The following is a 24,421-nucleotide window of genomic DNA, read 5'->3' as shown; positions in this document are numbered from 1 at the left end:
AGATTTTCAAATCTAAAGGAGCTTGTTGAGAAATCTCGTTCAAATTACATTTTTTTTCTTCAAATCTTTATCAATAAAAAATAATAGAACAAATCCGATGAAATAACATAGTAAATCAATCCACGAAAATGATGTTCCGATAATTATTCGAGCTGCTTTGTTATATCCTAGACCAATCATTTCTACAAAATTAAAATATTGTAAAATTTCAACTACAAAAGAAAAAATCAACGTAAAAATGGCAATGTTAATTGCTTCTGTGTTGATAAATGCTTTGATAAAATAGTAAATAAAAATCACGACTAAAATATCACCAACAAAAGGACGAATGATTTTTTATCGAATTTTAGCATATTACATTTTAATTTGATGCGAAGTTGAAATGAATTCAACTTGACTAATCGTTAAGTCATCCTGAACTTGTTTCAGGAACACATTATATTTTTTTAAATTCCTCCATTTATTTGGAATGATATTTACTTGATTGTCGTTGTTGTAATTGTCATTCTGAGCCTGTCGAAGAGTCTTCTATATATAGTAGTTTTCTATATTATTAATAGTTTATCCTTCGACAAATTCTGGATGAAAAGGATAATTTAAAAACTTAATATTAATTTTTTGAAATCATCTGTTTGCAACAAATCAATAATATTGTTGATGTCATCTCCAATCAAACGATCGTCTTCTAATTTAGGACATACCGAACGAACTTTTGCGAAAACTTCTTCTAAGAATGCACTTGTTTTACGTGGTCTTCTAAATTCTAAACCTTGGCAAGCGTACATTAATTCGATTGCTAAAATACGTTCTACGTTGTCTAAGACTTGGTTGAATTTTCGTCCAGAAATACTTCCCATCGAAACATGATCTTCTTGTCCCAAAGAAGTCGGAATACTATCTGCAGATGCAGGGAAACACAAAGTTTTGTTTTCTGTACAAAGTGCAGCAGATGTATATTGAGGAATCATGAAACCAGAATTTAATCCTGAACTTTCTGTTAATAATTTTGGTAAACCATATTTTCCTTCGATTAATAAATATTGACGACGATCCGAAATATTTCCTAATTCTGAAGCCGCAATTGTTGCATAATCTAATACCATTGCTAATGGTTGTCCGTGGAAATTCCCACCTGAAATAGCTTCTTCGTCTGAGACAACGATTGGATTATCAGTAACAGAATTTAATTCGATTTCTGCTAATTCTTGCAAATGGAAAAAAGCATTTCGTGATGCGCCGTGAACTTGAGGCATACAGCGTAACGAATATGGATCTTGGACACGACCACAATCAGCGTGAGAGAAAGCAATTTCAGAACCTTTCAATAAATTTCGCATACGTTCTGCAACCAACAATGTTCCTTTGAATGGACGAACTTGATGCAATTCTTCTTCGAATGGACGAGGAGAACCTTCGTAAGCTTCTAATGATAAAGCTCCTGCAACATCAGCTAAATTCAATAAATATTCGAATTTTTCTAAACCATTTAAAGCATGAGATAAAATGAATTGTGTTCCGTTGATTAATCCTAAACCTTCTTTTGCAGAAAGATGTAAAGGTTGTAAATTGTGTTTGGCTAAAGCTTCTTTTGTCGAAACAATTGTATCGCCATCCCAAACTTTTCCTTCACCAATTAATGGTAAAAATAAATGAGATAATGGTGCTAAATCTCCAGATGCTCCAACAGATCCTTTTTCTGGAACGACTGGAATAATATCTTTTTCAATCATTAATAAAATTCGTTCCACAACATCTAAAGTCACACCTGAATATCCTTTTGACAAAGCATGTGCTTTTGCAATTAACATGGTTTTAGAAATTTCTTTCTTGATTGGATTTCCAACACCAACCGCATGACTGATCAATAAATTATGTTGAAGTTGACGTGTTTCTTCTTCAGAAATTTTAGTATCGCAAAGTGGTCCAAAACCAGTATTAATTCCATAAACTGTTTGTCCAGAAGCAACTATTTTAGCAACGTTCTGTTGAGATTTTAAGATTTGTTCTTTACTTGCTTCATTAAGCTTAATTTCGATGTTTCCTTCTTTGATTCCTTTGTAATCCTCGAACGAAAGAAAATCGATGCCGTAAGTTTTCTTGATCATTTTTTCGAATTTGTGATACTTCAAAGATAATCTTTTCATTGATTTGATAAAAGATAGAAATCATTTCAGATGTAATAAATTGAGATTTGATAAGGTTTTATAACACTATCTTTTATAAATTTGCTAAAATTTTTATGTAATGTGTGATAAACATCTTCATGACGAAATGGGGGACGACCATATTTCAGCAAACTTAGAAACGCCTTTGAGAGCTGATGCCTTTGAGTTGTCTGCTGAAGAAAAAGTGGAAAAGATAGAAGCGGATTTCCGTAACATCATGGAAACTTTAGGCTTAGATTTAACAGATGATAGTTTGAAAGGAACGCCAAAACGTGTTGCGAAAATGTTCGTAAAAGAGATTTTTGGTGGTTTATTGCCAGAGCGTAAGCCTGGAATGTCAACTTTCGAAAATAAATATAACTACAATCAAATGTTGGTTGAAAAGGATATCGTGGTTTATTCAACTTGCGAGCATCACTTTTTACCAATCGTTGGACGTGCACATGTTGGTTACATCTCGAAAGGGAAAGTAATCGGATTGTCTAAAATGAATCGTATTGTAGAATATTATGCAAAACGTCCGCAAGTACAAGAGCGTTTGACAATGCAAATTGTGAAAGCAATGCAAGAAGCGTTAGGTACAGACGATGTAGCATGTATTATTGATGCGAAACACTTGTGTGTGAATTCGCGCGGAATCAAAGATATCGAATCAAGTACAGTAACTGCCGAATATGGTGGAGCATTTAAAGATAATGAGCAATTAAGAAAAGAGTTTATTTCGTACATCGGAATGAAAACTACTTTCAATGTTTAAAATATAAATCCTATAAAATGGTAAAAGAAAATCAATTAAAATTACATAATTCCTTAACGGGACAGAAAGAAACGTTCGAACCAATTAATCAAGATAATGTTGGAATGTATGTTTGTGGGCCTACCGTTTACAGTAATGTACATCTTGGGAATGTGCGTACGTTTATGTCGTTTGATATGATTTATCGTTACCTAAAATTTTTGGGTTACAAAGTTCGTTACGTTCGTAATATTACTGATGCTGGGCATTTAACAGATGATGGAAATGTAGAAAATGATCGTTTTGTAAAACAATCTAAATTAGAGAAATTAGAACCAATGGAAATCGTACAGAAGTATACAGTTGATTTTCATAAAGTTTTAGAAAAATTTAATTTACTCCCTCCAACAATCGAGCCTACAGCAACGGGGCATATTTTAGAACAAATTGCTTTAGCGGAAAAATTAATTGATTTAGGATTTGCTTATGAAGTAAATGGATCAGTTTATTTTGATGTGGAAGCTTACAACAAAAAAGGACTTGATTATGGTGAATTGAGTAATCGTAACATCGAAGAATTAATCAATAATACAAGAGATTTAGACGGGCAAGGAGAGAAAAAAAATCCTGTGGATTTTGCACTTTGGAAAAATGCTTCGCCTGCTCATATTATGCGTTGGGCTTCACCTTGGGGAGATGGTTTTCCTGGTTGGCACTTAGAATGTACAGTGATGAGTACAAAATATCTTGGAGATTATTTCGATATTCATGGAGGTGGAATGGATCTTAAATTCCCTCACCACGAATGTGAAATTGCGCAAGCAAAAGGTTCTAATGGACACGAGCCAGTAAAATATTGGATGCATGCAAATATGTTGACGATGAATGGTCAGCGTATGAGTAAATCGACAGGGAATTACATTTTGCCAATGCAATTAGTGAATGGTGAAAATGATTTCTTCGAAAAACCATTTCATCCTGCTGTTGTACGTTTTTGTTTCTTACAAGCGCATTATCGCAGTGTTTTAGATATTTCAAATGATGCAATGTTAGCTTCAGAAAAAGGATATAATCGTTTGGTTGAAGCATTGAAAACATTAGAAATAATTACACCAAAGAAAACTTCTACTGTTAATATTAATGAATTAGAAGCGAAATTATACACCGCTATGGATGATGATTTCAATACGCCGATATTAATCGCACATTTATTTGATGCAGTGAAAATGATTAACTCAATCAAAGATAGTTTCGAGAATATTACAGCAGAAGATTTAGAACGTTTAAAAGCAATTATGAATGGTTTTGTTCATGATGTTTTAGGTTTAGATACAGAAGCTGCAAACGAAAGTTCTGACAAATTAGATGGTGTAGTAAAAATGCTAATAGAAATGCGTAATCAGGCACGTGTGGATAAAAATTGGGCTTTATCTGATCAGATTCGTGATGAATTAAGTGTATTAGGTATCCAACTAAAAGATGGCGCTGACGGTACTACTTTCACTTTTTAAGAAAGATTTATAAAATATTTAACCCACTTAGAAATAAGTGGGTTTTTTTGTATCTCTCAATTTTAGATTACTTTTGTAAGGATTTATTCAACAGGATGAAAAAAACAATCATTGGTTTATTTTTATTAGGAGCTGTTGTAGCGCAAGCTCAGGAGGATTCAATAAAAGTTTTAAAACCATTAAAAGGATCATCAACAAATGATTCGGTTACATATTATAAAACCAAAATAGACGATTATAAGTTTTGGACAAATGGCAGAAAACCAGAGGTTTTGGATACGACATTAAGTATCAAAAACTATTATAATCAAAATTTTATTCGCAATGATGCGTTCGGAAAATTATTTTTTCCGAATGTTGGTGGTGTAGTGGTGGATTTGGAGTATCAAAATACGCCATTCAATCCGTCGATGTTACCAACTGGTAAAAAATACAATTATTATTATGCAAATGATATCAAATATTATGATGTCAAAACGCCATATACCGAGTTTATTTACGAGAATGGTGTTAAAGAAGGTAACTTTTTGTCTTCAACATTTTCGCATAATTTCAACAAGCAATTCAATTATACGTTTCATTATCGTGGATTAATTTCCGAAGGTCGTTATCGTCATGAAAAAGCGCAGAATAATACGTTTGTTTTTTCGTCAAACTATAAAACAAAATCAGAGCGTTTCAAATTGTGGTGGAATTATGCAGCGCAAAATCTGAAAAATAATGAAAACGGAGGAATAGAAGATATCAACGATTTTATTTTGCAAGATGAGCGCAGAATGACGAATGTTCGTAATATTCCGGTGAATTCCCAAACAGCAAAATCTGAGTTTGATGCACGTCGAATAGAATTGAATGCTTCGTACGGAATCTTAAAAAAGATGAATGAAAAAGATTCGACTTTTTATAATCCAATCGAATTGAAGAATAAATTTTCGTACGAAAAACAAAAGTATCGCTACGAGGATACGTCACCAAACGGAACTTTATATTCTACGCCGATTATTACTGGAACGGATTATAGAAGTAAAAAGAGTTTTACAGATTTATCCAATACGACAACAGCTGGTTTTCAGTGGACAGATCGTGTGAAGATAGAGGCTGGTGTTAAATTCCAGAATTTACGCGTTTTTGCTGATCAAGCCATGACGATTGTTGCAGTTCCAAAGCAAATAGAGGAAAATCTTTTTGGAGTTGTTGGAAAAGTGGATTTTGATTGGAATGAAAAATTGAAACTTTATGGTAATGTTGAATATTTGCAATCTGATAATTACAAAAGTGTTTATAATGTAGATGCAGTTTTAGATGTGACGCCGATAGAAGGTTATACATTGAGCGCAGGAGCGGTTATTCAGTCAAAACTTCCTTCGTTGAATGCGGTTTACAATCAAAGTTTCTTTAATAATTTTAACTACGTTAATAAATTTGAAACCGAAAATGTTCAAAATCTTTTTGCAAAATTAAAGTTAGATAAAGTCAACACGACTTTAGAAGCCTCAATTTATAATATTGACAATAAAGTATTTTTGAATGAAATTTTGAATTATGAGCAATTGGCGGATAATATCAATTATTTCAAGATAAAAGGTGAAAATCATTTACGTTTCGGAAAGATTAATTTAGTTTCGACAGCGCAATATCAAAAAGTAACGAAAAACGAAGAATATATGCCTTTGCCAGATTTCTTGATTCGTGAAACATTGTATTGGCAAGGAGAATTATTCAACAAGAATGCTCAATTGCAAGCTGGTATAAATGCAACTTATTTTACAAAATACAATGGTTTGCGTTACATCCCGATTCTTAATGAATTTGCGTTGCAAGATCCAGCAAGTATACAAGAGATTGGAGGTTATCCTATTTTGGATGTTTTTATCAATTTCAAGGTTCGTAATATGCGTTTTTACATTCGTGGTGAGCATATCAATGCATCGTTTACAAAACAACCTGATTATTTTGCAGCGCCAAATGTTCCGTATCGAGATTTCAAATTTCAACTTGGCTTGAAATGGAATATTTTTAGTTAATTAATTAAAAATTATATAGAAAAAAAGCGACTTCTTGATGAGGTCGTTTTTCTGTCCAAAATCATTTGTATAGAATAATTCTAAATAACTATTTTTAGGAAAATTTTATACATGAAAAAATTCCTACTTTTATTTTGTTTGATTTTCTCTCAAATCGGTTTTTCGCAAGAAAAATTATCAATTGCTGAAATCCAAAAAATAAATTCTAAAATCTTAAGTACTGAACGAGAAATTTGGGTGAATCTTCCTGAATCGTATTCTAATAATAAACTTCAAAAAGTAAATTATCCTGTGATTTATGTGTTAGATGCCGAATCTAATTTTACGTTTTTAACAGGCGTAGTTTCTAAGTTTCAATCGGGTTTTTATCCAGAAATGCCCGAATCGATCATTGTCGGAATTACAAATAAAAATGGTGATCGAACAAAAGATTTTACACATGTAAACGATGTTAATTTCCTCAATTTTATTCAAACTGAATTGTTCCCTTTTATGCAGAAAAATTATCGTGTGAATGATTTTCGTTTGTTAATTGGACATTCTTTAGGTGGGTATTTTGCGTTGAAAACATTGTACAACCATCCCAAAACTTTCAATGGATATGTTGCGCACGATCCAAGTATTTGGTTTAATGACAAAGAATTATTGAATCTTTATCAGAATTTAGAAAATCATTCTTTTGAGAATCGATTTTTGATGATAACACAAGTTGGTGAAAGTCAAAATGCAGATCATTTACGTGACCATTATCAATGTATAAAAAAGGTGGACGAACGTTTGAAATCTTCGATGAATAAATCGTTGAATTATCATTATAAACAATATGTTGACGAAGAACATGGTTCGGTTCCGATGATTGGCTCGATTGATTATTTGCGTTGGCAGTTTGATGGTTATCGTGTGAATATTAAAGAGATTCCGAATCAACCAAATTTAGTGAAAGAATCGTTTGAAACGTTCTCAAAAAAGCTAAATTATACGTTTCAACCAACGGAAACGTATATTAACAATGTTGCAAATTATTTGGTAAAACAAAAGAAAAATGATTTAGCAAAGCAGTTTTTTGAGCAAAATGTGAAAAATTTTCCTGAAAGTTTACAAGCAAAAGAAGAATTGAAAAAATTCTTGTACTCGAATAAAAATTAGTAATTTGGTAAAAACATTTGATGAAAAAATTACTCTATTTAACAACTTTATTGACGACGACTGCTTTTTCCCAAGAATTACACTTAGATCAAGCCAAAAAAATATTTGATTTACCAACGCATTGTATCAAGACTGAGTATCCTAATAAACTAGGAAATGTTTTGGGAAGTGATCAGGATTTGAAAACGCCAAAGCAATTGCGTCCAATTTTTTATGGTTGTTTTGATTGGCATTCGTCTGTACATGGATTTTGGTCGATTGTGAAATTGATGAAAGATTTTCCTGAATTGGATCAAAATAATCAGGTTAGAAATGAGTTAAATCAATTGATTACAGCAGAAAATGTTGCGGTTGAAATGACCTTTTTCAATGATAAAAATAACAAGAATTTCGAACGTACTTATGGTTGGGCATGGTTGTTACAATTGCAAATGGAATTGAATAATTGGCAAGATAAAGATGCACAAGTTTGGGCAAAAAATCTGAAACCTTTGAGTGATTTGATTATTGTTCGATACAAAGAATATTTGCCGAAATTGGTTTATCCAATTCGTACAGGAACGCATGACAATACGGCGTTTGGTTTGAGTTTAGCGATAGATTATGCACGTTCTGTGAATGATAAAACATTCGAAAAAGTGATTATTGATAATGCTAATCGTCTTTATTTAAAAGATAAAAGTTGCAATATTGCTTTCGAACCAAGTGGGTCAGATTTTCTTTCGGCTTGTTTGGAAGAAGCGTTAATTATGTCTAAAATTCAACAAAATGATGAGTATAAAAAATGGTTAAAAGGATTTTTGCCTCAGTTACAAAAAAAGAATTTTGACTTGAAACCTGGTGTAGTTTCGGATCGTACAGATGGACATTTGGTGCATTTGGATGGATTGAATTTTAGTCGTGCAACGGCTTTGTATCAAATCGAACATAAATTACCAGAGTTAAAACATTTGAATAAAATTGCGCAAAATCATCTCAATTATTCCTTAAATAATATTACAAATGACGATTATATGGGAAGTCATTGGTTGGGAACTTTTGCACTTTATGCGCTGAAAACCAAACGTGAAACTAAAAATTAGCTAATAATAGGGATTTTATAACGATAGAATTGAATCTAAATTTGTTTCAAACAAAACTATACGAAACATTAAATTTTAATTCTATGAAAAAATATTTTTATATCGTCATTGCAGTTTTAGGTCTTGCAGCATTCGGATTTAGTCAATATTCGAAAAGTCAATTAGAAGATCAATTGGCTAAAACAGGGAAATGCGTAGAAGGTGTTGTTGTGGAAACTAGCGGAACATTTAAACGTCCGAAAGCAACTATACAATATCCTGTGAATGATGAAGTTTATGAAGTTACTTTACGATCTAGAGCAGACGTGGACGAAGTTGTATTGATGAAATATGATACGCTGAATCCAGAAGAAGTGTTGCTTGTAGATAATTGTAATTAATTATAGTCTCAAGTTTAAATGAAAAATCCACCAAGTAATTGGTGGATTTTTTTATAGAGATGAATTATTTCTAACGATTAAATTTCTTCTAATGTTGGAATAAATTCTTCTTCAATTTCTTTGAAAGTAGCTTCCAAATCAACTAAATTATCTTGTGTAACTAACTTTGTGCGATAAGGTTTAAAATTTGGAATTCCTTTGAAATAATTGGTATAATGCATACGTGTTTCCAAAATTCCTGTACGTTCACCTTTCCAATCAATCGCCCAATTTAAGTGATTTTTAGCCGCTTCCATTCGTTCTACAATTGTTGGTTCTGGTAACAATTCTCCTGTTTCTCGATAATGTTTAATTTGCTCGAAAATCCAAGGATAACCAATCGCCGCACGACCAATCATCACACCATCAACACCGTATTTTTCTTTGTATTCGATCGCTTTTTGTGGCGAATCAATATCTCCATTTCCAAAAATTGGAATCTCAATATTCGGATTCGATTTTACCTTTGCAATCGGTTCCCAATTTGCTTGTCCTTTATACATCTGCGTACGCGTACGTCCGTGAATTGACAAGGCTTTGATACCTGTTTCTTGCAAACGTTCTGCAACTTCATAAATGTTAATCGAATCAGAATCCCAACCCAAACGCGTTTTAACAGTAACTGGTAAATGTGTACTTTCAACAACAGATTTTGTTAAACGTACCATCAAATCTATATCTTTTAATACACCAGCTCCAGCGCCTTTACAAACCACTTTTTTTACAGGACATCCAAAGTTAATATCAACAATATCAGGCTGAACAGTCTCGACAATTTTAGCTGACATCGCCATGGCTTCTTCATCTCCACCAAAAATCTGAATACCAATAGGACGTTCGTAATCAAAAATATCTAATTTTTGACGACTTTTTATTGCATCACGAATCAATCCTTCAGATGAAATAAACTCTGTATACATCAAGTCTGCACCATGCATTTTGCATAGGTGACGAAATGGCGGATCACTCACATCTTCCATTGGTGCAAGCAATAAAGGGAAGTCTGGTAATTCTATGTTTCCTATCTTTACCACGAAATAATTTTTTGCAAAATTACATAAAACTTATGAAAGAAGAACGAAAGTCCGAAGGTGTAAATCAATATTTAAAATTTTCTGCGATGGGAATACAGATGGCGGTAACGATTGCGTTATTTGCTTGGTTAGGAACATTTTTGGATAAAAAAATGGAAACAGAGAAGCCATTATGGACGGCTGGCTTATCTTTGCTGGGAGTTTTTGCAGGATTATATTTGATGTTGAAGCAATTACCAAAAAAATAATTTTAATGATTAAGAAATTTATTCTTTTAGCACTTTTTTTTATTGCAATGGTTGCAATTTTTTGTGGTATTCATTACGCAATTGTTGCGCATTATAATTTTAGCGAAAATCCGCTAATTGTTCCAAAAATGTATTTAATAATTGGATTAATTACATTAATGATTTTGCAAGTTGGTTGTTTTGTGAAGATAAAATTTCCAGAATATGTTGGTTTTGCCTTTATGGGAGGGATGATTGCGAAGATGGCAATTGTATTAGCATTGATTGTTGTGAATGAACAAATTAAATTAAATGTTGTGCAATTAATTATAAGTTATTTTGTAATTTTGCTAGCCGAAGTTTTAGTGTTTATTCGCTTAATTAATTTAAAGTTAAAAAAAGTTTAATGATTTTTAGCATTTGACTTTGGTAAGTGGTTAATTTACTATAATTTTGCACGCAATTTAGAAACAAAGGAATTATACATGAAATTTTCAGCGTTATTAGCGTTTTTATTACTTTTCAATTTCGGATTTGCCTCTACAGCAGTTCCGCACGAAAGTCTTCCAAAAACGTTTGAGGAGTTAATTAAAAGTGAGCAAGTAAAAAGTCAAGAGGAAGCTACTAAAGTGAAATCTGGCGAATCTACATTTAACCCAGTTCCAGGTATCATGCACCACATTGCAGATGCGCACGATTGGCATTTATGGGGAGAAGGAGAAAAAAGTGTAGGAGTTGCATTACCTGTTATTTTATGGGATAATGGTTTACAAGTTTTTATGTCTTCTAAATTTCACCACAATGAAGCGATTGTTGAAAGTAACGGAAATTACTACATCAATTACCACGAAAAAATCTACAAAACAGATGCGCAGGGTACAATCAAACCTCACGTAGACGAAAAAGGAGCTATTCATTTAGAGAATGAAAAACCATTAGATTTTTCTATTACGAAAAACGTAACATCAATGTTAATCTCTTTCGTGATTTTAATCTTAGTTTTCTCTGCAGTTGCATCTAACTACAAAAAAGGAAATATGGTACCAAAAGGTATCGCAGGATTCATCGAGCCAATTATTATTTTTGTTCGTGATGAAGTAGCGATTCCAAATATTGGTGAGAAAAAATACGCGAAATTTATGCCTTATTTATTAACGTTATTTTTCTTCATTTGGATCAACAATTTATTAGGATTGTTACCAGGTGCAGCTAACGTTACAGGTAATATCGCAGTTACATTTGTATTAGCATTAATTGCATTAATCGTAATTAATTTCTCAGGAAACAAAGGTTACTGGGGACATATGTTATGGATGCCAGGAGTGCCGGTTCCAGTAAAATTAATCTTAGCTCCAATTGAGTTAATCGGGATTATTACAAAACCTTTCGCCTTAATGATTCGTTTATTTGCGAACATTACTGCAGGTCACATCATCATTATGTCGTTAATTTCGTTAATCTTTATTTTCCAAACAGAAGCTATGGCAGGTGGATCTATCCCATTAGCGTTATTTATCTACTGTTTAGAGTTGTTAGTAGCGGCATTACAAGCGTTCGTATTCACAATGTTAGTTTCGTTATTTATCGGAACAGCAGTAGCAGAACACGATCACCATTAAGAATAGAATATAAAAAACAATAAAATAATTTTTTAATAATTAAATACAATTATCATGACAGGAAGTATTGCAGCAATCGGAGCTGGTTTAGCAGTTTTAGGAGTTGGTTTAGGTATCGGTAAAATCGGTGGATCAGCTATGGAAGGAATCGCTAGACAACCAGAAGCGGCTTCAAAAATTCAAACAGCTATGATTATCGCAGCAGCCTTAATCGAGGGTGCAGGTTTATTCGGTATCGTAGTTGCGTTATTAGGTAACGGATAATATTTGAATTAAAAATTAGCTTCAATAACGGTTGGTTGTTGAAGCTAATTCATTAAAAAATTAATTAGTAAAAAATAAAATTTAATACATACACACAATGGATTTAATTACACCTTCAGTTGGTCTTATTTTTTGGACTGCGGTCGTATTTATCATCTTATTAGTATTGTTAAGATCATTAGCTTGGAAACCAATTCTATCTGCAGTTAAAGAAAGAGAACAATCTATCGAGGATGCATTAAACGCAGCTAAAAAAGCGAAAGAAGAGATGGCTTTATTAAACGCTCAAAACGAGAAAATCATGAAAGAAGCTCGTGCTGAACGTGATGCTATCTTAAAAGAAGCGCGTGAAATGAAAGATAATATCATCAACGAGGCAAAAAATTCTGCAACTGTAGAAGCAAACAAATTAATTGAAAATGCTAAGTCAGCTATCCAAAATGAAAAGGCATCAGCGATGGCTGATATCAAAAATCAAGTTGGGCAGTTGTCAATTGAAATTGCTGAAAAAATCTTAACTAAAGAATTGTCAGACAAATCGGCACAAGAAGCTTTAGTGAATGATGTTATAGATCAAGTTAAATTCAATTAATCATGGCAGGATTCAGAGCAGCACATAGATATGCTAAAGGTTTGATGGAGTTTGCGAATGGAGCAAGCCAAACAGACGTAGTGTATGCTGAAATGAATGATGTTCGCAAAGTCATTAAAGAGAATGATGATTTAAGAGTTTTCTTAAATTCTCCGGTGATTGATGCAAAGAAAAAAGAAGCTGTATTGAGTGAGATTTTCAAATCTTTATCAAAAACTTCTCAAACATTCATTTCGTTAGTCGTAAGACATGGTAGAGAAAATATTTTGTCTAAAATTGCAGATCAGTTTATTTCATTATACGATTTAGCAAATAATATTGTAACAGCAGAAATTACTTCGGCAGTGCAATTAGATCAAAATACAATTGATAATATTGTAGCAAAAGCGAAACAAACTTTAGCTGCAAATAGTCAAGTAAAAGTAGAGAACAAAATTGATGCATCTTTAATTGGAGGTTTCGTTTTAAAAATTGGAAACAATCAAGTTGATTCGTCAATCAAAACTAAGTTAGCTACATTAAAAAAAGATTTTTCGAAAAACGAATACATTCCTAAATTTTAAATATTTCAGAAATGCCAGAAATAAATCCAGCTGAAGTTTCAGCTATATTAAAACAACAACTTACAAGCTTTGATTCATCAGTTGAATTAGCAGAAGTAGGAACCGTTCTAACTGTTGGGGATGGTATTGCTCGTGTTTACGGGTTAGATAATGCTCAATACGGAGAATTAGTAGAATTCTCAAACGGGTTAGAAGGAATGGTACAAAACCTTGAAGAAGACAACGTAGGTATTGTACTTTTCGGACCTTCAAAAGGTATTAAAGAAGGTGACACTGTAAAACGTACAAACAAAATTGCATCTATTAACGTAGGTGAAGGAATGTTAGGACGTGTTGTAGATATGTTAGGAAATCCTATCGATGGTAAAGGACCAATCGAAGGACAATTATATGAAATGCCTATCGAGCGTAAAGCTCCTGGGGTTATCTATCGTCAACCAGTAAACGAACCATTACAAACAGGTATCGTTTCTATTGACTCGATGATTCCAATTGGACGTGGACAACGTGAGTTAATCATTGGTGACCGTCAAACAGGTAAAACTTCTGTTGCTTTAGATGCAATCTTAAATCAAAAAGAGTTTTACGATAGAGGAGAAACAGTTTTCTGTATCTATGTTGCAGTAGGACAAAAAGGTTCTACAGTAGCAGGTATCATGAAAACATTACAAGACCACGGTGCAGATAAATATACAGTAGTAGTTGCTGCTAATGCATCTGATCCAGCTCCAATGCAAGTATATGCTCCAATGGCAGGTGCTGCAATCGGAGAGTACTTCCGTGACTCTGGTCGTCCAGCGTTAATTGTTTATGATGATTTATCTAAACAAGCCGTTGCATACCGTGAGGTGTCTTTATTATTACGTCGCCCACCAGGACGTGAAGCATATCCTGGAGACGTTTTCTACTTACACTCTCGTTTATTAGAGCGTGCTGCAAAAGTAATCAAAGATGATGCAATCGCATCTCAAATGAATGATTTACCAGAATCTATGAAAGGTATCGTAAAAGGTGGTGGTTCTTTAACTGCTTTACCAATTATCGAAACTCAAGCTGGTGACGTTTCTGCATATATCCCAACAAATGTAATTTCGATTACAGATGGACAAATCTTCTTAGAGTCTGATTTATTCAACTCAGGTGTTCGTCCAGCAATCAACGTAGGTATCTCTGTATCTCGTGTTGGTGGTTCTGCACAAACAAAACCAATGAAAAAAGTATCTGGTACATTAAAATTAGACCAAGCACAATATCGTGAGTTAGAAGCTTTCGCAAAATTTGGTTCTGATTTAGATGCAGCTACAATGAACGTAATTGGTAAAGGTGAACGTAACGTTGAGTTATTAAAACAAGGTGTTAACGCTCCAATTCCAGTTGAAGAACAAGTAGCAGTTATTTATGCGGGTACTAACGGTATGTTGAAAAACGTTCCAGTTAACCAAGTGAAAGAGTGGCAAGCTGACTTTGTTGAGTTAATGCGCAACAAATATGCAGACACTTTAACATCTATCCGTTTAGGTAAATGGACTGATGAAATTATGGATGTATTGAAGAAAGTTATCACAGAAACTACTTCTAAATACTAATAAAATATAAATGAAACTTAGAGGTTTCCGAATCTCTAAGTTCCTTTTAATCCTTCATCTCAAATAGAATTATGCCAAATTTAAAAGATATACGTAACCGTATTACTTCTGTAGGTTCTACAATGCAGATTACAAGTGCTATGAAATTAGTTTCTGCTGCAAAACTAAAACGTGCTACAGATTCTATCGTACAGTTACGTCCTTATGCAGATAAATTACGTGAACTTTTACAAAATGTAAGTTCTACTTTAGAAGCTGAAGTAGGAGGTGCATTAACAGAAGAGCGCGAAGTTAATAAAGTACTTTTAGTCGTTATTAACTCAAATAGAGGTTTATGTGGAGGATACAACTCAAGCATCATCAAAAAAGTAAATGCGTTATTAGCTGGCGAATTAGCAAGTAAACACGTAGAGATTTTAGCAATTGGTAAAAAAGCTAATGATACTTTTAGTAAAACACAAACTATCTATAAAAATGCATCAAGCATTTGGGATAATTTAAATTTTGCAGATGTAGCTGAAATTGCAGACGATTTAGTAGAGAAATTTACTGCGGGTGACTTTGATCAAATCAGAATTATCTACAATCAATTTCAAAATGCAGCTGTTCAAATTGTACAAGACGAACAATTTTTACCAGTCGTTTTAGAGAAAACTGAAGAAGAAGCAAACAATTCAGCAGAGTTAGATTATATCTTCAACCCTTCGAAAGAAGAAATTTTAAGAGACTTAATCCCTCAAACGTTGAAAACGCAATTATTCAAAGCCGTATTAGATGCTAACGCTTCTGAACATGGAGCACGTATGACTGCAATGCATAAAGCAACAGACAACGCAAGCGAGTTACAAAAAGGATTGAAAATTCAATACAACAAAGCTCGTCAAGCTGCTATTACAAACGAGATCTTAGAGATCGTTGGTGGTGCAGAAGCATTGAATGCGTAAAAACAAAGACTTATCTTATTTTTAAATAGAAAAGCAACTTCATCTCGAAGTTGCTTTTTTTTATAATGTTTACTTTAGATTATAAAGAAGTAATAAACACTTTTGAATAATTATTCTTTAACATATGTATTGAAGAAATACTTCTACTTAGTTATTACTTTATTCAGGATGATAATTTTTGTAATCATATATCTAATTAGAATTCTCATTATTTTATTCTTTTTATAAATTAAAATGAAATAAATTATTTCCTCAAGACATTTCAATAAAAACGTCAAGTGATTTTACCTAAAAGCTAAGGTGGTTTTGATTAAAACGTCTCGACATTTTATATCAAACAAAAAGTCCTAAGAAATACTCAGGACTTTTCTATTGTTATCATCGAAACTAAGTTTCTATTTATTTCATTTGAAATAATGGGCGAGAAGACATGAACTCGTTTACACGATCTGCAACTCCATCAATGATTTCTTCGTTATCAATATTCATTAATACTTCGTCAATCAAGTCAGCAACAGTTTGCATATCTGCTTCAACCAACCCACGAGTTGTTACAGCTGCCGTACCCAAACGAATCCCCGATGTAACGAAAGGAGATTTATCATCGAAAGGAACCATGTTTTTGTTACAAGTGATTTCTGCCAAAACTAAAGCGTTTTCTGCTTGTTTCCCAGAAATACCTTTGTTACGTAAGTCGATCAACATACAGTGATTATCTGTACCTCCAGAAACAATGTCATAACCTTTTGCAACCAATGCCGCAGCCAAAGCCTTCGCATTCTTCACAACTTGTACAATATAGTCCATATAACCGTCAGATAAAGCCTCTTCAAAAGCAACAGCTTTAGACGCGATTACATGCTCCAAAGGCCCACCTTGTGTACCAGGGAACACTGCTCCGTTCAAGATTTGAGACATCATTTTCACTTCACCTTTAGGAGTTTTTGCTCCCCAAGGGTTCTCAAAATCTTTCCCCATCATAATGACTCCACCACGAGGACCACGTAAAGTTTTGTGAGTTGTCGTCGTTACGATATGACAATGAGGCATAGGATCGTTTAAGATTCCGCGGGCGATTAACCCAGCAGGATGCGAGATATCAGCTAATAACAAAGCACCAACTTCATCAGCTACCTCACGAAATTTAGCATAATCTATGTCTCTTGAATATGCCGAAGCACCACAAATTATCATTTGAGGCTTCTCTTTACGAGCAGTTTCTGCCATAGCTTCGTAGTCAATTCTTCCCGTCTCTTTGTCCACTCCATAGAAAGAAGTTTGGTAAGTTAACCCAGAAAAATTAACAGGAGAACCGTGAGTTAAGTGCCCTCCGTGCGATAAATCGAATCCTAAGATCTTGTCTCCTGGTTTCAAACATGCTAAGTAAACAGCTGCATTTGCCTGAGATCCTGAGTGAGGTTGCACATTTGCATACTCTGCATTAAACAACGCTTTCAAACGTTCAATTGCAATAGTTTCTACTTCGTCTACAACTTCGCAGCCACCGTAATAGCGCTTTTCAGGATAACCTTCTGCATATTTATTTGTCAAAACAGAACCCATCGCGCGCATTACGTTGTCTGAAACAAAGTTTTCTGACGCGATTAATTCAATTCCATTCAGTTGTCTTTCTTTTTCTTCTTCAATCAAATCGAAGATTACATCTTGTGCCATGTTTTGTTTGTATTAATTGTGTTTCAAATATAAGCTTTTATCATTAGAATTTCTAACTGATATATTCGTAATAACCTAAGAGTTATCAAAACAATTTTTCTAATGATTTGGGCGTTCCCTTCGGGCGGGCTATTCGTTGCAATCTTTACTTTGTAACTTCGCTATCGCTTTGTTTCACGCAAAGGATTTCCACTACTATCCCTAATGCATCTCGAGTTGTGAGTAACAAGTTCTTAGTTTTGAGTAATAATATTTATACTTTTTTCAGAATCATACCTTATTAATAATTGAAAACTAATTTACTTATTCAAAGGAATTTCAAATGACCTTTCAATAAAAAGGCGTTAAAAAAATGAAGAAATTCGAAGCGATAAAAAAGATTTAACCGATAGGTTTTTAAATCTTTTCGCGTAGAATGAATCATTTTCAGCCGATTTATTGAGGTCTTGATTTTTTTGTTTCGTTTTTTCATCAAGGAAAAAATGAAAGATGGTTTCTTAGATATTTAAAATTTCTAATTTCTAAACCAACCAACTATCAATTTCTCTCATTAAATTTACAGCATGAAAAACCCTACTTTTTGCATTGGTTTAATGTCTGGAACTTCGTTAGATGGTTTGGATATTTGCTATGTACGATTTGATGGTAACCAACATTTCGAAATTTTACATGCCGAAACTATAGATTATTCATCCGATTGGCGAACAAAACTAACAGAAGCTTTTCAATATTCGGCAATAGATTTATGCCAACTAGATGTAGAGTTTGGTTATTTTCTTGGGGAGAAAGTAAAAGAATTTATTCATAAAAATAAGATTGGAAAAGTAGATTTTGTTGCATCTCACGGGCAAACTATTTTTCATCAACCGCAGAAATCATTCACTTTGCAAATAGGAAACGGTGCAGCAATAGCGTCGCGTTGTCAACAAAAAGTGGTGTGTGATTTCAGAACACAAGACGTTATTTTAGGAGGACAAGGAGCCCCTTTGGTTCCGATTGGAGACGAATTATTATTTTCTAACTATGATGCATGTTTAAACCTTGGAGGTTTTTCGAATATTTCGATGAATAGAAATGGAAAACGAATTGCGTTTGATATTTGTCCGATTAATATTGTTTTGAATCATTATGCCAAACAACTCGGGTTTGAATATGATAAAAATGGAGAATTAGCAGAACAAGGATATATTAATACTACATTAGTTGGAGAATTGAACCTTCTGAATTTTTATCATCAACCTTTCCCAAAATCATTAGGTTTTGAATGGGTAACGAATGAGTTTTTAACAATTGTTGATAAGTACGATATTCCTACCGAAGATAAACTGAGAAGTTGTGTGGAGCATTTCGTAATTCAAATTAAAAATACCTTTGCTTTATACGATATCAACAATGTGTTGATAACTGGAGGAGGAGTTCGAAATTCATTTTTTATCAATCGTTTACGAGAATTATCAACTGTTGAAATCATCATTCCAACTGATAATTTAATTGATTTTAAAGAAGCTTTAATTTTTGCATTCCTTGGTTATCGTCGTGTTTATAACGAAATAAATTGTTTGGCATCTGTAACAGGAGCGAGCAAAGACCATTCGTCTGGAATTATATATCACTTATAAAGTCTATCTAAATAATAGAGTTTAAAAAATATTTTATTTACATTTATTCGATAACCAAGAATAAATGCGATATGAAATATTCGAAAAATAAAGATGTTATTTTACTTCATGGCTTATTTGGAAGCCTTAGTAATTGGGGAAATATTATCAAGAATATTGAAATAAATTATAATGTTTATACGCCAACATTTCCTTTATTTTCTACACATTTCAAAAGAAATTCACTTCAAAATTTAGTTCAATTTCTAGAAAATTACATTCAATCTAATAAAATTGAAAATCCAATATTAATTGGAAATTCTTTGGGCGGTCATGTTGTATTGCTGTATGCGTTGGCACATCCAAATTTGTTTGATAAATTGATTTTAGCTGGAAGTTCAGGTTTGTATGAAAGCAATTTGCAGGCTTCTTTTGTGCGTGTGCGAGATTACGAGTATATCAAAAATAAGATAGAAGAAGTTTTTGAAACAAAAAATGTTGTAACAAAAGAGTTGGTTGATGATGTTTTTTCGGCCGCTAATACGCCTACACAAGCTTTGACTATAATTTAAATTGCGCGAGATGCAAAGCGACAAAATTTGAAACATCTTTTACATAAAATAGATCAGCCAGTTTTATTGGTTTGGGGAAAACAAGATATTGTGACACCGCCAAATGTTGCTGAAGAGTTTTTTGCACATTTACCTAATGCAAAATTAGCTTATAGCGATGATTGTGGTCATGTGCCGATGATGGAACAGCCATTACTTTTTAATCAACATATCAACAATTTTTAAGTGCTTAAAAATGAATCATCCCGAGTATTTAGCTTTTGCTTTACCAGCTTTTTTTCTTTTTTATGGCTTGAATATGTAGTTGTTAAAAAGAAAAAATTAAAGAATATTTATAAGTATGAAAGTTCGGTTTCTAATATTTCAATAGGAATTGCAGAACGATTATTGAATCTTTTTATTACGGTAAGTTTTTACAATTTGTATGTTTGGATTTACGAAAATTATCGTCTTTTAGATATTTCAAATGCTTGTTGGATTTGGGTTGTGATGCTTTTAGCGACAGATTTTGTTTGGTATTGGTATCATCGTTTGGGACATGAAGTCAATATTTTTTGGGGAGCCCATATTGTGCATCATCAATCCGAAGAATTTAATTTTACGGTGGCGGTACGTATAACAACTTTGCAAGCAATTGTTCGCAATATTTTTTGGTGTATTTTGCCTTTTATTGGTTTTCATCCAAATTTAGTGATGACGATTTTGGTGGTTCATGGCGTGTATTCTTTTTTTACGCATACGCAGATTTTGGAGAAACAAAAATGGCTTGAATATATTTTTATAACACCTTCTCTTCATGGTGTTCATCATGCTTCTGACGAAAAATATTTGGACAAAAATTATGGAGATGTATTTGTTTTTTGGGACATATTATTTGGTACTTTTCAGAAAGAAGAAGAAAAACCAAGATATGGATTGACGCATCCTATCAATAGTTACAGTTTTTTGTGGCAACATTTTCATTATTATTTAGAGTTGTATGAAGCTGCTCACCGAAAATCCTCTATTAAAGAGAAATTGACGATATATTTTGGTAGTCCAGCAGTGATGGATCAGGAAATAAGACCAATTATTGAAAAGAAATGGATGTCTAAGAATAAAGTGAATAGTTATCATTTCAAATACAAAGGTTATATTAATTTACAATTGATTTTATCGTTTTTTGCGATGAGTATTCTAACATATTACTTTGATCAATTTGATAATTTAACCAAAGGTTTCTTCGTTGTATTTGTCTTGATTACATTAATAAATATTGGTGCACAATTAGAACAAAAAAGATGGGTACCGTATTTAGAACATATTAGATTTTTAGTGTTTTGTAGTTTTTTTATCATTCAATCTCATAATTATTTCTTGCTGATTTTACCTTTCATATTCGTTTTTATCATCGAAAAGATGTTTAATTTTAGTAATTGGTATCAAAAAAGTATTTTAAAGATTATATAAATGATAATTTAGGTCTTATTGTTTCGTTTTGATTAGGAGGTTAAAAACGAGTTCATTATTTTTACCAAACTAAAAAAAATATAATGATAGTTTCTAAACTTTTTAACCAATTTTTTCATAGCCAAACCTCAGGAGGAATTTTATTGATTTTCTGTACTGCGTTTTCTTTATTATTAGCCAATTCACCAATTGCAGAATCTTATGATGCGATATGGTTAACAGATATGTTTGGGCATTCTTTTGCACATTGGATTAATGATGGTTTGATGGCTATTTTCTTTTTCTTGATTGGTTTAGAATTAAAACGCGAAGTTTTTGTAGGTGAATTGTCGGATACTAAAAAAGCAATTTTACCTGTTTTTGCAGCTTTGGGAGGAATGTTAATTCCTGCATTTATTTTCTTTTTGACGAATAAAGGAACGGATACCATTCATGGTTTTGGAATTCCGATGGCGACAGATATTGCTTTTGCTGTTGCTATTATAACTATGTTAGGAAAAAGAGTTCCATTATCATTAAAAGTATTTTTAACAGCTTTAGCTGTTATTGACGATTTAGGAGCAATTGTCGTGATTGCATTGTTTTATCCGAATCCAGAATTACCTTTAGATTTTACACAATTCGGAATTGCAATTGCCATTTTGTTAGGTCTTTTCGCTTTAAATAAATTAAAAGTAAAATCAATAATTCCTTATATCATTGGAGGGATTGCTGTTTGGTGGTTTATGTTGAATTCGGGTATTCACGCTACAATTGCGGGAGTTTTGGTTGCATTTACAATTCCATTTGATAAGGACGATTCTAAATCACTTTCAGCTAAAATGGAGCATGCTTTACATATTCCAGTAGCATTTATTATTCTACCATTATTTGCTTTAGCAAATACCGCAATTACGATAGATGGTGGAGGATTAGCGCATTTTAGTATTCCTTTAGCTTCGGGTATTTTCTTAGGATTAGTTGTAGGAAAACCAGTCGGAATTACATTATTTACATGGATTGCGGTTAAATTAGGATTGTGTGAATTACCTACAGCAGTAAATTTCAAACGAGTTTTTGGTGTCGGAATTTTAGGAGGAATTGGATTTACAATGTCTATTTTTGTTTCGATGTTGGCCTTCAAAGACCCAAGTTATATAAATGAAGCGAAATTGATGATTTTAGTAGCTTCGTTAACAGCTGCTATTGTTGGATTTATTGTTTTAAAAATATTATTAACTACAAAACAAGATTATTCAGATTAAGAATAGTCAATTCATAAATAATAGAATCGAATTTTTCTTCGGAGAAATTCGATTTTTTTTTGAAGATGATTCCGTAACTTCGTGTAAAATTTTTGAATAAATGAGAACGTATCAAGAAACAATCGATTGGTTGTTTACAAATTTACCAATGTTTCAACGTGTTGGAGCATCAGCAATGAAAGCAGATTTAACAAATATTACAGCGTTATGCGAGTATTTGGGAAATCCTCAAACTAAGTTTAAAACGGTTCATATTGCAGGGACAAATGGTAAAGGAAGTACGTCTCATATGTTGGCCTCTATTTTTCAGGAAGCAGGTTATAAAACAGGTTTGACAACTTCTCCACATCTCAAAGATTTTCGTGAACGAATACGTGTAAATGGAGAAATGGCTGATGAAGAATTTGTGATTGATTTTGTGAATAAGCATGAGCAAAAAATAATTGATCAAAAAGCATCTTTTTTTGAAATTGCAATTGCGATGGCTTTCGAATATTTTGCACAACAGAAAGTTGATATCGCGATTATAGAAACTGGTTTGGGCGGACGATTAGATTCAACGAATATTATTTTACCAGAACTTTCTGTGATTACGAACATTGGTTTAGATCATACACAATTTTTGGGTGATACATTGGACAAAATTGCATTTGAAAAAGCTGGTATCATAAAACCAAATACAGCGGTTGTAATTGGTGAAACAACAGCAGAGACAAAAACAATTTTTGAACAAGTAGCGAAAGATAGAAATGCAAAAATCATTTTTGCTGAAGAAAAACATTTTCAAGATTTAGCTTCAGATTTGAAAGGGTCTTATCAAATCAAAAATAAACGTACCGTTTTAACCGCTATTGAACAATTGCAAAAACAAGGTTGGGCAGTCTCTCCTGAAAATATTACGAATGGCTTATTGAATGTTGTAAAGAATACAAATTTGCGCGGACGTTGGGATATTTTAGGACAACACCCATTAATTGTTGCTGATACTGCGCATAATCCACATGGTTTAGCAGAGGTTTCAAAACAAATAAATGAGCAAGCTTATAATCAATTGCATTTGGTTTTAGGATTTGTGAATGATAAAGATGTTTTATCTATTTTAAATTTCTTTCCTAAAAAAGCAACTTATTATTTATGTCAACCAGATGTTCCTCGAAAATATGACATTGACGACTTGTATAAAATCATACCAGAAGATATTACCGATAAACACTTTTTTGATACTGTAGAAAAGGCATTAATTGCTGCAAAATCAAATGCAACAGAAAATGACATGATTTACGTTGGAGGTAGTACATTTATTGTTGCAGAAGTCATCTAATTTTAAAATAATATGAAATAAATCATGATAGACTCCGCTTGAATAGCGGAGTCTATATTTTTTATAACCTATAATAATTATTTTATGTATTAAATGCATGTAATTCATGATTTTGAAAGTTTTTTTACTGAATTTACGATGGTTTAGTTAACTCAAAAAATATGAAAAAAGTTTTATTTGTTTTTACACTTATAGCAACTGCGACATTTGTAAAATCACAGGTAGATGGATATCCCCTGAATTTTATAGTATAAGTTAAGCTACATATTTTAAAAATTGTAAATTATACCCGTTGTGCATTTTGATTGATAAATAATAAAGTTGTTCATTTGATTGAAAAAGAGTAAATTTATTTAACTTCAAAATGTTTACAATGAACAACTTACTTGCAAATTACGAAAGAATATTGGAAGTTCTACGAAAATTATCCACAGATACACTTTTTAATTTATAAATTTAGATGACCTAAACTTCTTTTTAGGACTCATAAGTCTTGTCTTAACAGTTGAATTTATGGGTATTGATAGTGAAAATCATTAATTTTGAAATCTCCCTTAAGTGCTAAGTTGTAATATTCAACGAAGTATTTACGATCGTATAAAACGTAGATTATCAGAGCAAATTAATAGTATTCTAGCTAAAATTACTGCA

The 24,421-nt window shown here is 32.6% G+C and carries 24 protein-coding genes and 1 pseudogene; 21 read left to right on the top strand and 4 right to left on the bottom strand.

Annotated features, from left to right (window positions below):
- Nucleotides 1-39 precede the first annotated feature (39 nt).
- Together B2X73_RS10130 and hutH are read right to left on the bottom strand one after the other, a co-directional pair.
- Nucleotides 40-330 carry a DUF2809 domain-containing protein gene (locus B2X73_RS10130; RefSeq protein WP_291096360.1) on the bottom strand — a complete coding sequence of 97 codons (291 nt, stop codon included), beginning with the start codon at nucleotides 328-330 and terminating at the stop codon, nucleotides 40-42.
- Nucleotides 331-596: 266 nt separating this feature from the next.
- Nucleotides 597-2,144, bottom strand: a complete 1,548-nt coding sequence (hutH, locus tag B2X73_RS10125; RefSeq protein WP_409410983.1) for a histidine ammonia-lyase — start codon at nucleotides 2,142-2,144, stop codon at nucleotides 597-599.
- A 100-nt stretch (nucleotides 2,145-2,244) separates the two neighbouring features.
- Here hutH and folE point away from each other — a divergent pair, with 100 nt between their 5' ends.
- The 6 genes from folE (at nucleotide 2,245) to B2X73_RS10095 (ending at nucleotide 9,044) form a co-directional block, all read left to right on the top strand.
- Entirely contained in the window at nucleotides 2,245-2,922 is a 678-nt protein-coding gene (gene folE, locus B2X73_RS10120; protein WP_114997904.1) for a GTP cyclohydrolase I FolE, read from the top strand.
- A 17-nt stretch (nucleotides 2,923-2,939) separates the two neighbouring features.
- Nucleotides 2,940-4,412 (top strand): cysteine--tRNA ligase, encoded by a 1,473-nt coding sequence (gene cysS / locus B2X73_RS10115; RefSeq protein ID WP_291096358.1) that lies wholly within the window; start codon nucleotides 2,940-2,942, stop codon nucleotides 4,410-4,412.
- A 95-nt stretch (nucleotides 4,413-4,507) separates the two neighbouring features.
- Nucleotides 4,508-6,436 (top strand): putative porin, encoded by a 1,929-nt coding sequence (locus B2X73_RS10110; protein ID WP_291096357.1) that lies wholly within the window; start codon nucleotides 4,508-4,510, stop codon nucleotides 6,434-6,436.
- Between the two features lie 111 nt (nucleotides 6,437-6,547).
- Entirely contained in the window at nucleotides 6,548-7,582 is a 1,035-nt protein-coding gene (locus tag B2X73_RS10105) for an alpha/beta hydrolase (RefSeq protein ID WP_291096356.1), read from the top strand.
- A 20-nt stretch (nucleotides 7,583-7,602) separates the two neighbouring features.
- On the top strand, nucleotides 7,603-8,664 hold the full coding sequence (locus B2X73_RS10100) for a DUF2891 domain-containing protein (protein ID WP_291096355.1): 1,062 nt from the start codon (nucleotides 7,603-7,605) through the stop codon (nucleotides 8,662-8,664).
- A gap of 83 nt (nucleotides 8,665-8,747) precedes the next feature.
- Entirely contained in the window at nucleotides 8,748-9,044 is a 297-nt protein-coding gene (locus tag B2X73_RS10095; RefSeq protein ID WP_221854236.1) for a hypothetical protein, read from the top strand.
- Nucleotides 9,045-9,121: 77 nt separating this feature from the next.
- On the opposite strand, the gene dusB is transcribed toward B2X73_RS10095, so the two are convergent.
- A complete protein-coding gene (dusB, locus tag B2X73_RS10090) occupies nucleotides 9,122-10,117 on the bottom strand; it encodes a tRNA dihydrouridine synthase DusB (protein WP_291096354.1) in 996 nt (331 codons plus the stop codon).
- A 32-nt stretch (nucleotides 10,118-10,149) separates the two neighbouring features.
- Between dusB and B2X73_RS10085 the strand changes: the two genes are divergently transcribed.
- The 8 genes from B2X73_RS10085 to atpG all read left to right on the top strand — a co-directional run bounded on the left by B2X73_RS10085 (nucleotide 10,150) and on the right by atpG (nucleotide 15,912).
- Nucleotides 10,150-10,365, top strand: a complete 216-nt coding sequence (locus B2X73_RS10085; RefSeq protein ID WP_286496233.1) for an AtpZ/AtpI family protein — start codon at nucleotides 10,150-10,152, stop codon at nucleotides 10,363-10,365.
- 5 nt (nucleotides 10,366-10,370) lie between these two features.
- A complete protein-coding gene (locus B2X73_RS10080; RefSeq protein ID WP_286496234.1) occupies nucleotides 10,371-10,751 on the top strand; it encodes a hypothetical protein in 381 nt (126 codons plus the stop codon).
- A 78-nt stretch (nucleotides 10,752-10,829) separates the two neighbouring features.
- Nucleotides 10,830-11,963, top strand: coding sequence for a F0F1 ATP synthase subunit A (gene atpB / locus B2X73_RS10075; RefSeq protein WP_286496235.1), 1,134 nt, complete (start codon nucleotides 10,830-10,832; stop codon nucleotides 11,961-11,963).
- 54 nt (nucleotides 11,964-12,017) lie between these two features.
- Entirely contained in the window at nucleotides 12,018-12,227 is a 210-nt protein-coding gene (atpE, locus tag B2X73_RS10070) for an ATP synthase F0 subunit C (RefSeq protein WP_013598300.1), read from the top strand.
- Nucleotides 12,228-12,324: 97 nt separating this feature from the next.
- The gene (locus B2X73_RS10065) at nucleotides 12,325-12,819 is read left to right on the top strand and encodes a F0F1 ATP synthase subunit B (RefSeq protein ID WP_291061159.1); all 495 of its coding nucleotides are present in this window, start codon (nucleotides 12,325-12,327) and stop codon (nucleotides 12,817-12,819) included.
- Between the two features lie 2 nt (nucleotides 12,820-12,821).
- Nucleotides 12,822-13,382, top strand: a complete 561-nt coding sequence (gene atpH, locus B2X73_RS10060; RefSeq protein ID WP_291096353.1) for an ATP synthase F1 subunit delta — start codon at nucleotides 12,822-12,824, stop codon at nucleotides 13,380-13,382.
- A gap of 11 nt (nucleotides 13,383-13,393) precedes the next feature.
- On the top strand, nucleotides 13,394-14,968 hold the full coding sequence (atpA, locus tag B2X73_RS10055) for a F0F1 ATP synthase subunit alpha (RefSeq protein ID WP_038335134.1): 1,575 nt from the start codon (nucleotides 13,394-13,396) through the stop codon (nucleotides 14,966-14,968).
- Between the two features lie 71 nt (nucleotides 14,969-15,039).
- Entirely contained in the window at nucleotides 15,040-15,912 is an 873-nt protein-coding gene (gene atpG / locus B2X73_RS10050; protein ID WP_221854234.1) for an ATP synthase F1 subunit gamma, read from the top strand.
- A gap of 399 nt (nucleotides 15,913-16,311) precedes the next feature.
- Here atpG and glyA read toward each other — a convergent pair whose 3' ends face one another.
- Complete coding sequence (glyA, locus tag B2X73_RS10045; RefSeq protein ID WP_291096352.1) at nucleotides 16,312-17,586, bottom strand: serine hydroxymethyltransferase; 1,275 nt, start codon at nucleotides 17,584-17,586, stop codon at nucleotides 16,312-16,314.
- A gap of 563 nt (nucleotides 17,587-18,149) precedes the next feature.
- On the opposite strand from glyA, the gene B2X73_RS10040 reads away from it, so the two are divergent.
- The 7 genes and pseudogenes from B2X73_RS10040 to B2X73_RS15400 all read left to right on the top strand — a co-directional run.
- Nucleotides 18,150-19,205, top strand: coding sequence for an anhydro-N-acetylmuramic acid kinase (locus B2X73_RS10040; RefSeq protein ID WP_291096351.1), 1,056 nt, complete (start codon nucleotides 18,150-18,152; stop codon nucleotides 19,203-19,205).
- A gap of 71 nt (nucleotides 19,206-19,276) precedes the next feature.
- Nucleotides 19,277-19,756 (top strand): alpha/beta fold hydrolase, encoded by a 480-nt coding sequence (locus B2X73_RS10035; protein ID WP_291096350.1) that lies wholly within the window; start codon nucleotides 19,277-19,279, stop codon nucleotides 19,754-19,756.
- 27 nt (nucleotides 19,757-19,783) lie between these two features.
- Complete coding sequence (locus tag B2X73_RS10030; protein WP_180905265.1) at nucleotides 19,784-19,981, top strand: alpha/beta fold hydrolase; 198 nt, start codon at nucleotides 19,784-19,786, stop codon at nucleotides 19,979-19,981.
- A 162-nt stretch (nucleotides 19,982-20,143) separates the two neighbouring features.
- On the top strand, nucleotides 20,144-21,205 hold the full coding sequence (locus tag B2X73_RS10025) for a sterol desaturase family protein (protein WP_291096349.1): 1,062 nt from the start codon (nucleotides 20,144-20,146) through the stop codon (nucleotides 21,203-21,205).
- An 83-nt stretch (nucleotides 21,206-21,288) separates the two neighbouring features.
- Nucleotides 21,289-22,449 carry a Na+/H+ antiporter NhaA gene (gene nhaA / locus B2X73_RS10020; protein ID WP_291096348.1) on the top strand — a complete coding sequence of 387 codons (1,161 nt, stop codon included), beginning with the start codon at nucleotides 21,289-21,291 and terminating at the stop codon, nucleotides 22,447-22,449.
- A 100-nt stretch (nucleotides 22,450-22,549) separates the two neighbouring features.
- Nucleotides 22,550-23,770 carry a bifunctional folylpolyglutamate synthase/dihydrofolate synthase gene (locus tag B2X73_RS10015; protein ID WP_291059199.1) on the top strand — a complete coding sequence of 407 codons (1,221 nt, stop codon included), beginning with the start codon at nucleotides 22,550-22,552 and terminating at the stop codon, nucleotides 23,768-23,770.
- Between the two features lie 373 nt (nucleotides 23,771-24,143).
- Nucleotides 24,144-24,421: pseudogene (locus B2X73_RS15400) on the top strand (IS982 family transposase); the annotation flags it as partial.

Origin of the sequence: Empedobacter sp. UBA7252 (assembly GCF_002472765.1) — a bacterium.
In the GTDB taxonomy this organism is placed as follows: Bacteria; Bacteroidota; Bacteroidia; order Flavobacteriales; family Weeksellaceae; genus Empedobacter; species Empedobacter falsenii_B.
This window is presented reverse-complemented; position numbering and strand designations above follow the sequence as displayed.

Excerpts from the sequence above, each read along its gene's own strand:
- glyA (WP_291096352.1), bottom strand. The coding sequence starts at position 17,586 with ATGGCACAAGATGTAATCTTCGATTTGATTGAAGAAGAAAAAGAAAGA.
- B2X73_RS10040 (WP_291096351.1), top strand. The coding sequence starts at position 18,150 with ATGAAAAACCCTACTTTTTGCATTGGTTTAATGTCTGGAACTTCGTTA.
- B2X73_RS10100 (WP_291096355.1), top strand. The coding sequence starts at position 7,603 with ATGAAAAAATTACTCTATTTAACAACTTTATTGACGACGACTGCTTTT.
- atpG (WP_221854234.1), top strand. The coding sequence starts at position 15,040 with ATGCCAAATTTAAAAGATATACGTAACCGTATTACTTCTGTAGGTTCT.
- B2X73_RS10065 (WP_291061159.1), top strand. The coding sequence starts at position 12,325 with ATGGATTTAATTACACCTTCAGTTGGTCTTATTTTTTGGACTGCGGTC.
- B2X73_RS10105 (WP_291096356.1), top strand. The coding sequence starts at position 6,548 with ATGAAAAAATTCCTACTTTTATTTTGTTTGATTTTCTCTCAAATCGGT.
- atpH (WP_291096353.1), top strand. The coding sequence starts at position 12,822 with ATGGCAGGATTCAGAGCAGCACATAGATATGCTAAAGGTTTGATGGAG.
- B2X73_RS10095 (WP_221854236.1), top strand. The coding sequence starts at position 8,748 with ATGAAAAAATATTTTTATATCGTCATTGCAGTTTTAGGTCTTGCAGCA.
- hutH (WP_409410983.1), bottom strand. The coding sequence starts at position 2,144 with ATGAAAAGATTATCTTTGAAGTATCACAAATTCGAAAAAATGATCAAG.
- atpA (WP_038335134.1), top strand. The coding sequence starts at position 13,394 with ATGCCAGAAATAAATCCAGCTGAAGTTTCAGCTATATTAAAACAACAA.
- atpB (WP_286496235.1), top strand. The coding sequence starts at position 10,830 with ATGAAATTTTCAGCGTTATTAGCGTTTTTATTACTTTTCAATTTCGGA.
- B2X73_RS10085 (WP_286496233.1), top strand. The coding sequence starts at position 10,150 with ATGAAAGAAGAACGAAAGTCCGAAGGTGTAAATCAATATTTAAAATTT.
- atpE (WP_013598300.1), top strand. The coding sequence starts at position 12,018 with ATGACAGGAAGTATTGCAGCAATCGGAGCTGGTTTAGCAGTTTTAGGA.
- B2X73_RS10035 (WP_291096350.1), top strand. The coding sequence starts at position 19,277 with ATGAAATATTCGAAAAATAAAGATGTTATTTTACTTCATGGCTTATTT.
- B2X73_RS10110 (WP_291096357.1), top strand. The coding sequence starts at position 4,508 with ATGAAAAAAACAATCATTGGTTTATTTTTATTAGGAGCTGTTGTAGCG.
- cysS (WP_291096358.1), top strand. The coding sequence starts at position 2,940 with ATGGTAAAAGAAAATCAATTAAAATTACATAATTCCTTAACGGGACAG.
- nhaA (WP_291096348.1), top strand. The coding sequence starts at position 21,289 with ATGATAGTTTCTAAACTTTTTAACCAATTTTTTCATAGCCAAACCTCA.
- B2X73_RS10015 (WP_291059199.1), top strand. The coding sequence starts at position 22,550 with ATGAGAACGTATCAAGAAACAATCGATTGGTTGTTTACAAATTTACCA.
- folE (WP_114997904.1), top strand. The coding sequence starts at position 2,245 with ATGTGTGATAAACATCTTCATGACGAAATGGGGGACGACCATATTTCA.
- B2X73_RS10080 (WP_286496234.1), top strand. The coding sequence starts at position 10,371 with ATGATTAAGAAATTTATTCTTTTAGCACTTTTTTTTATTGCAATGGTT.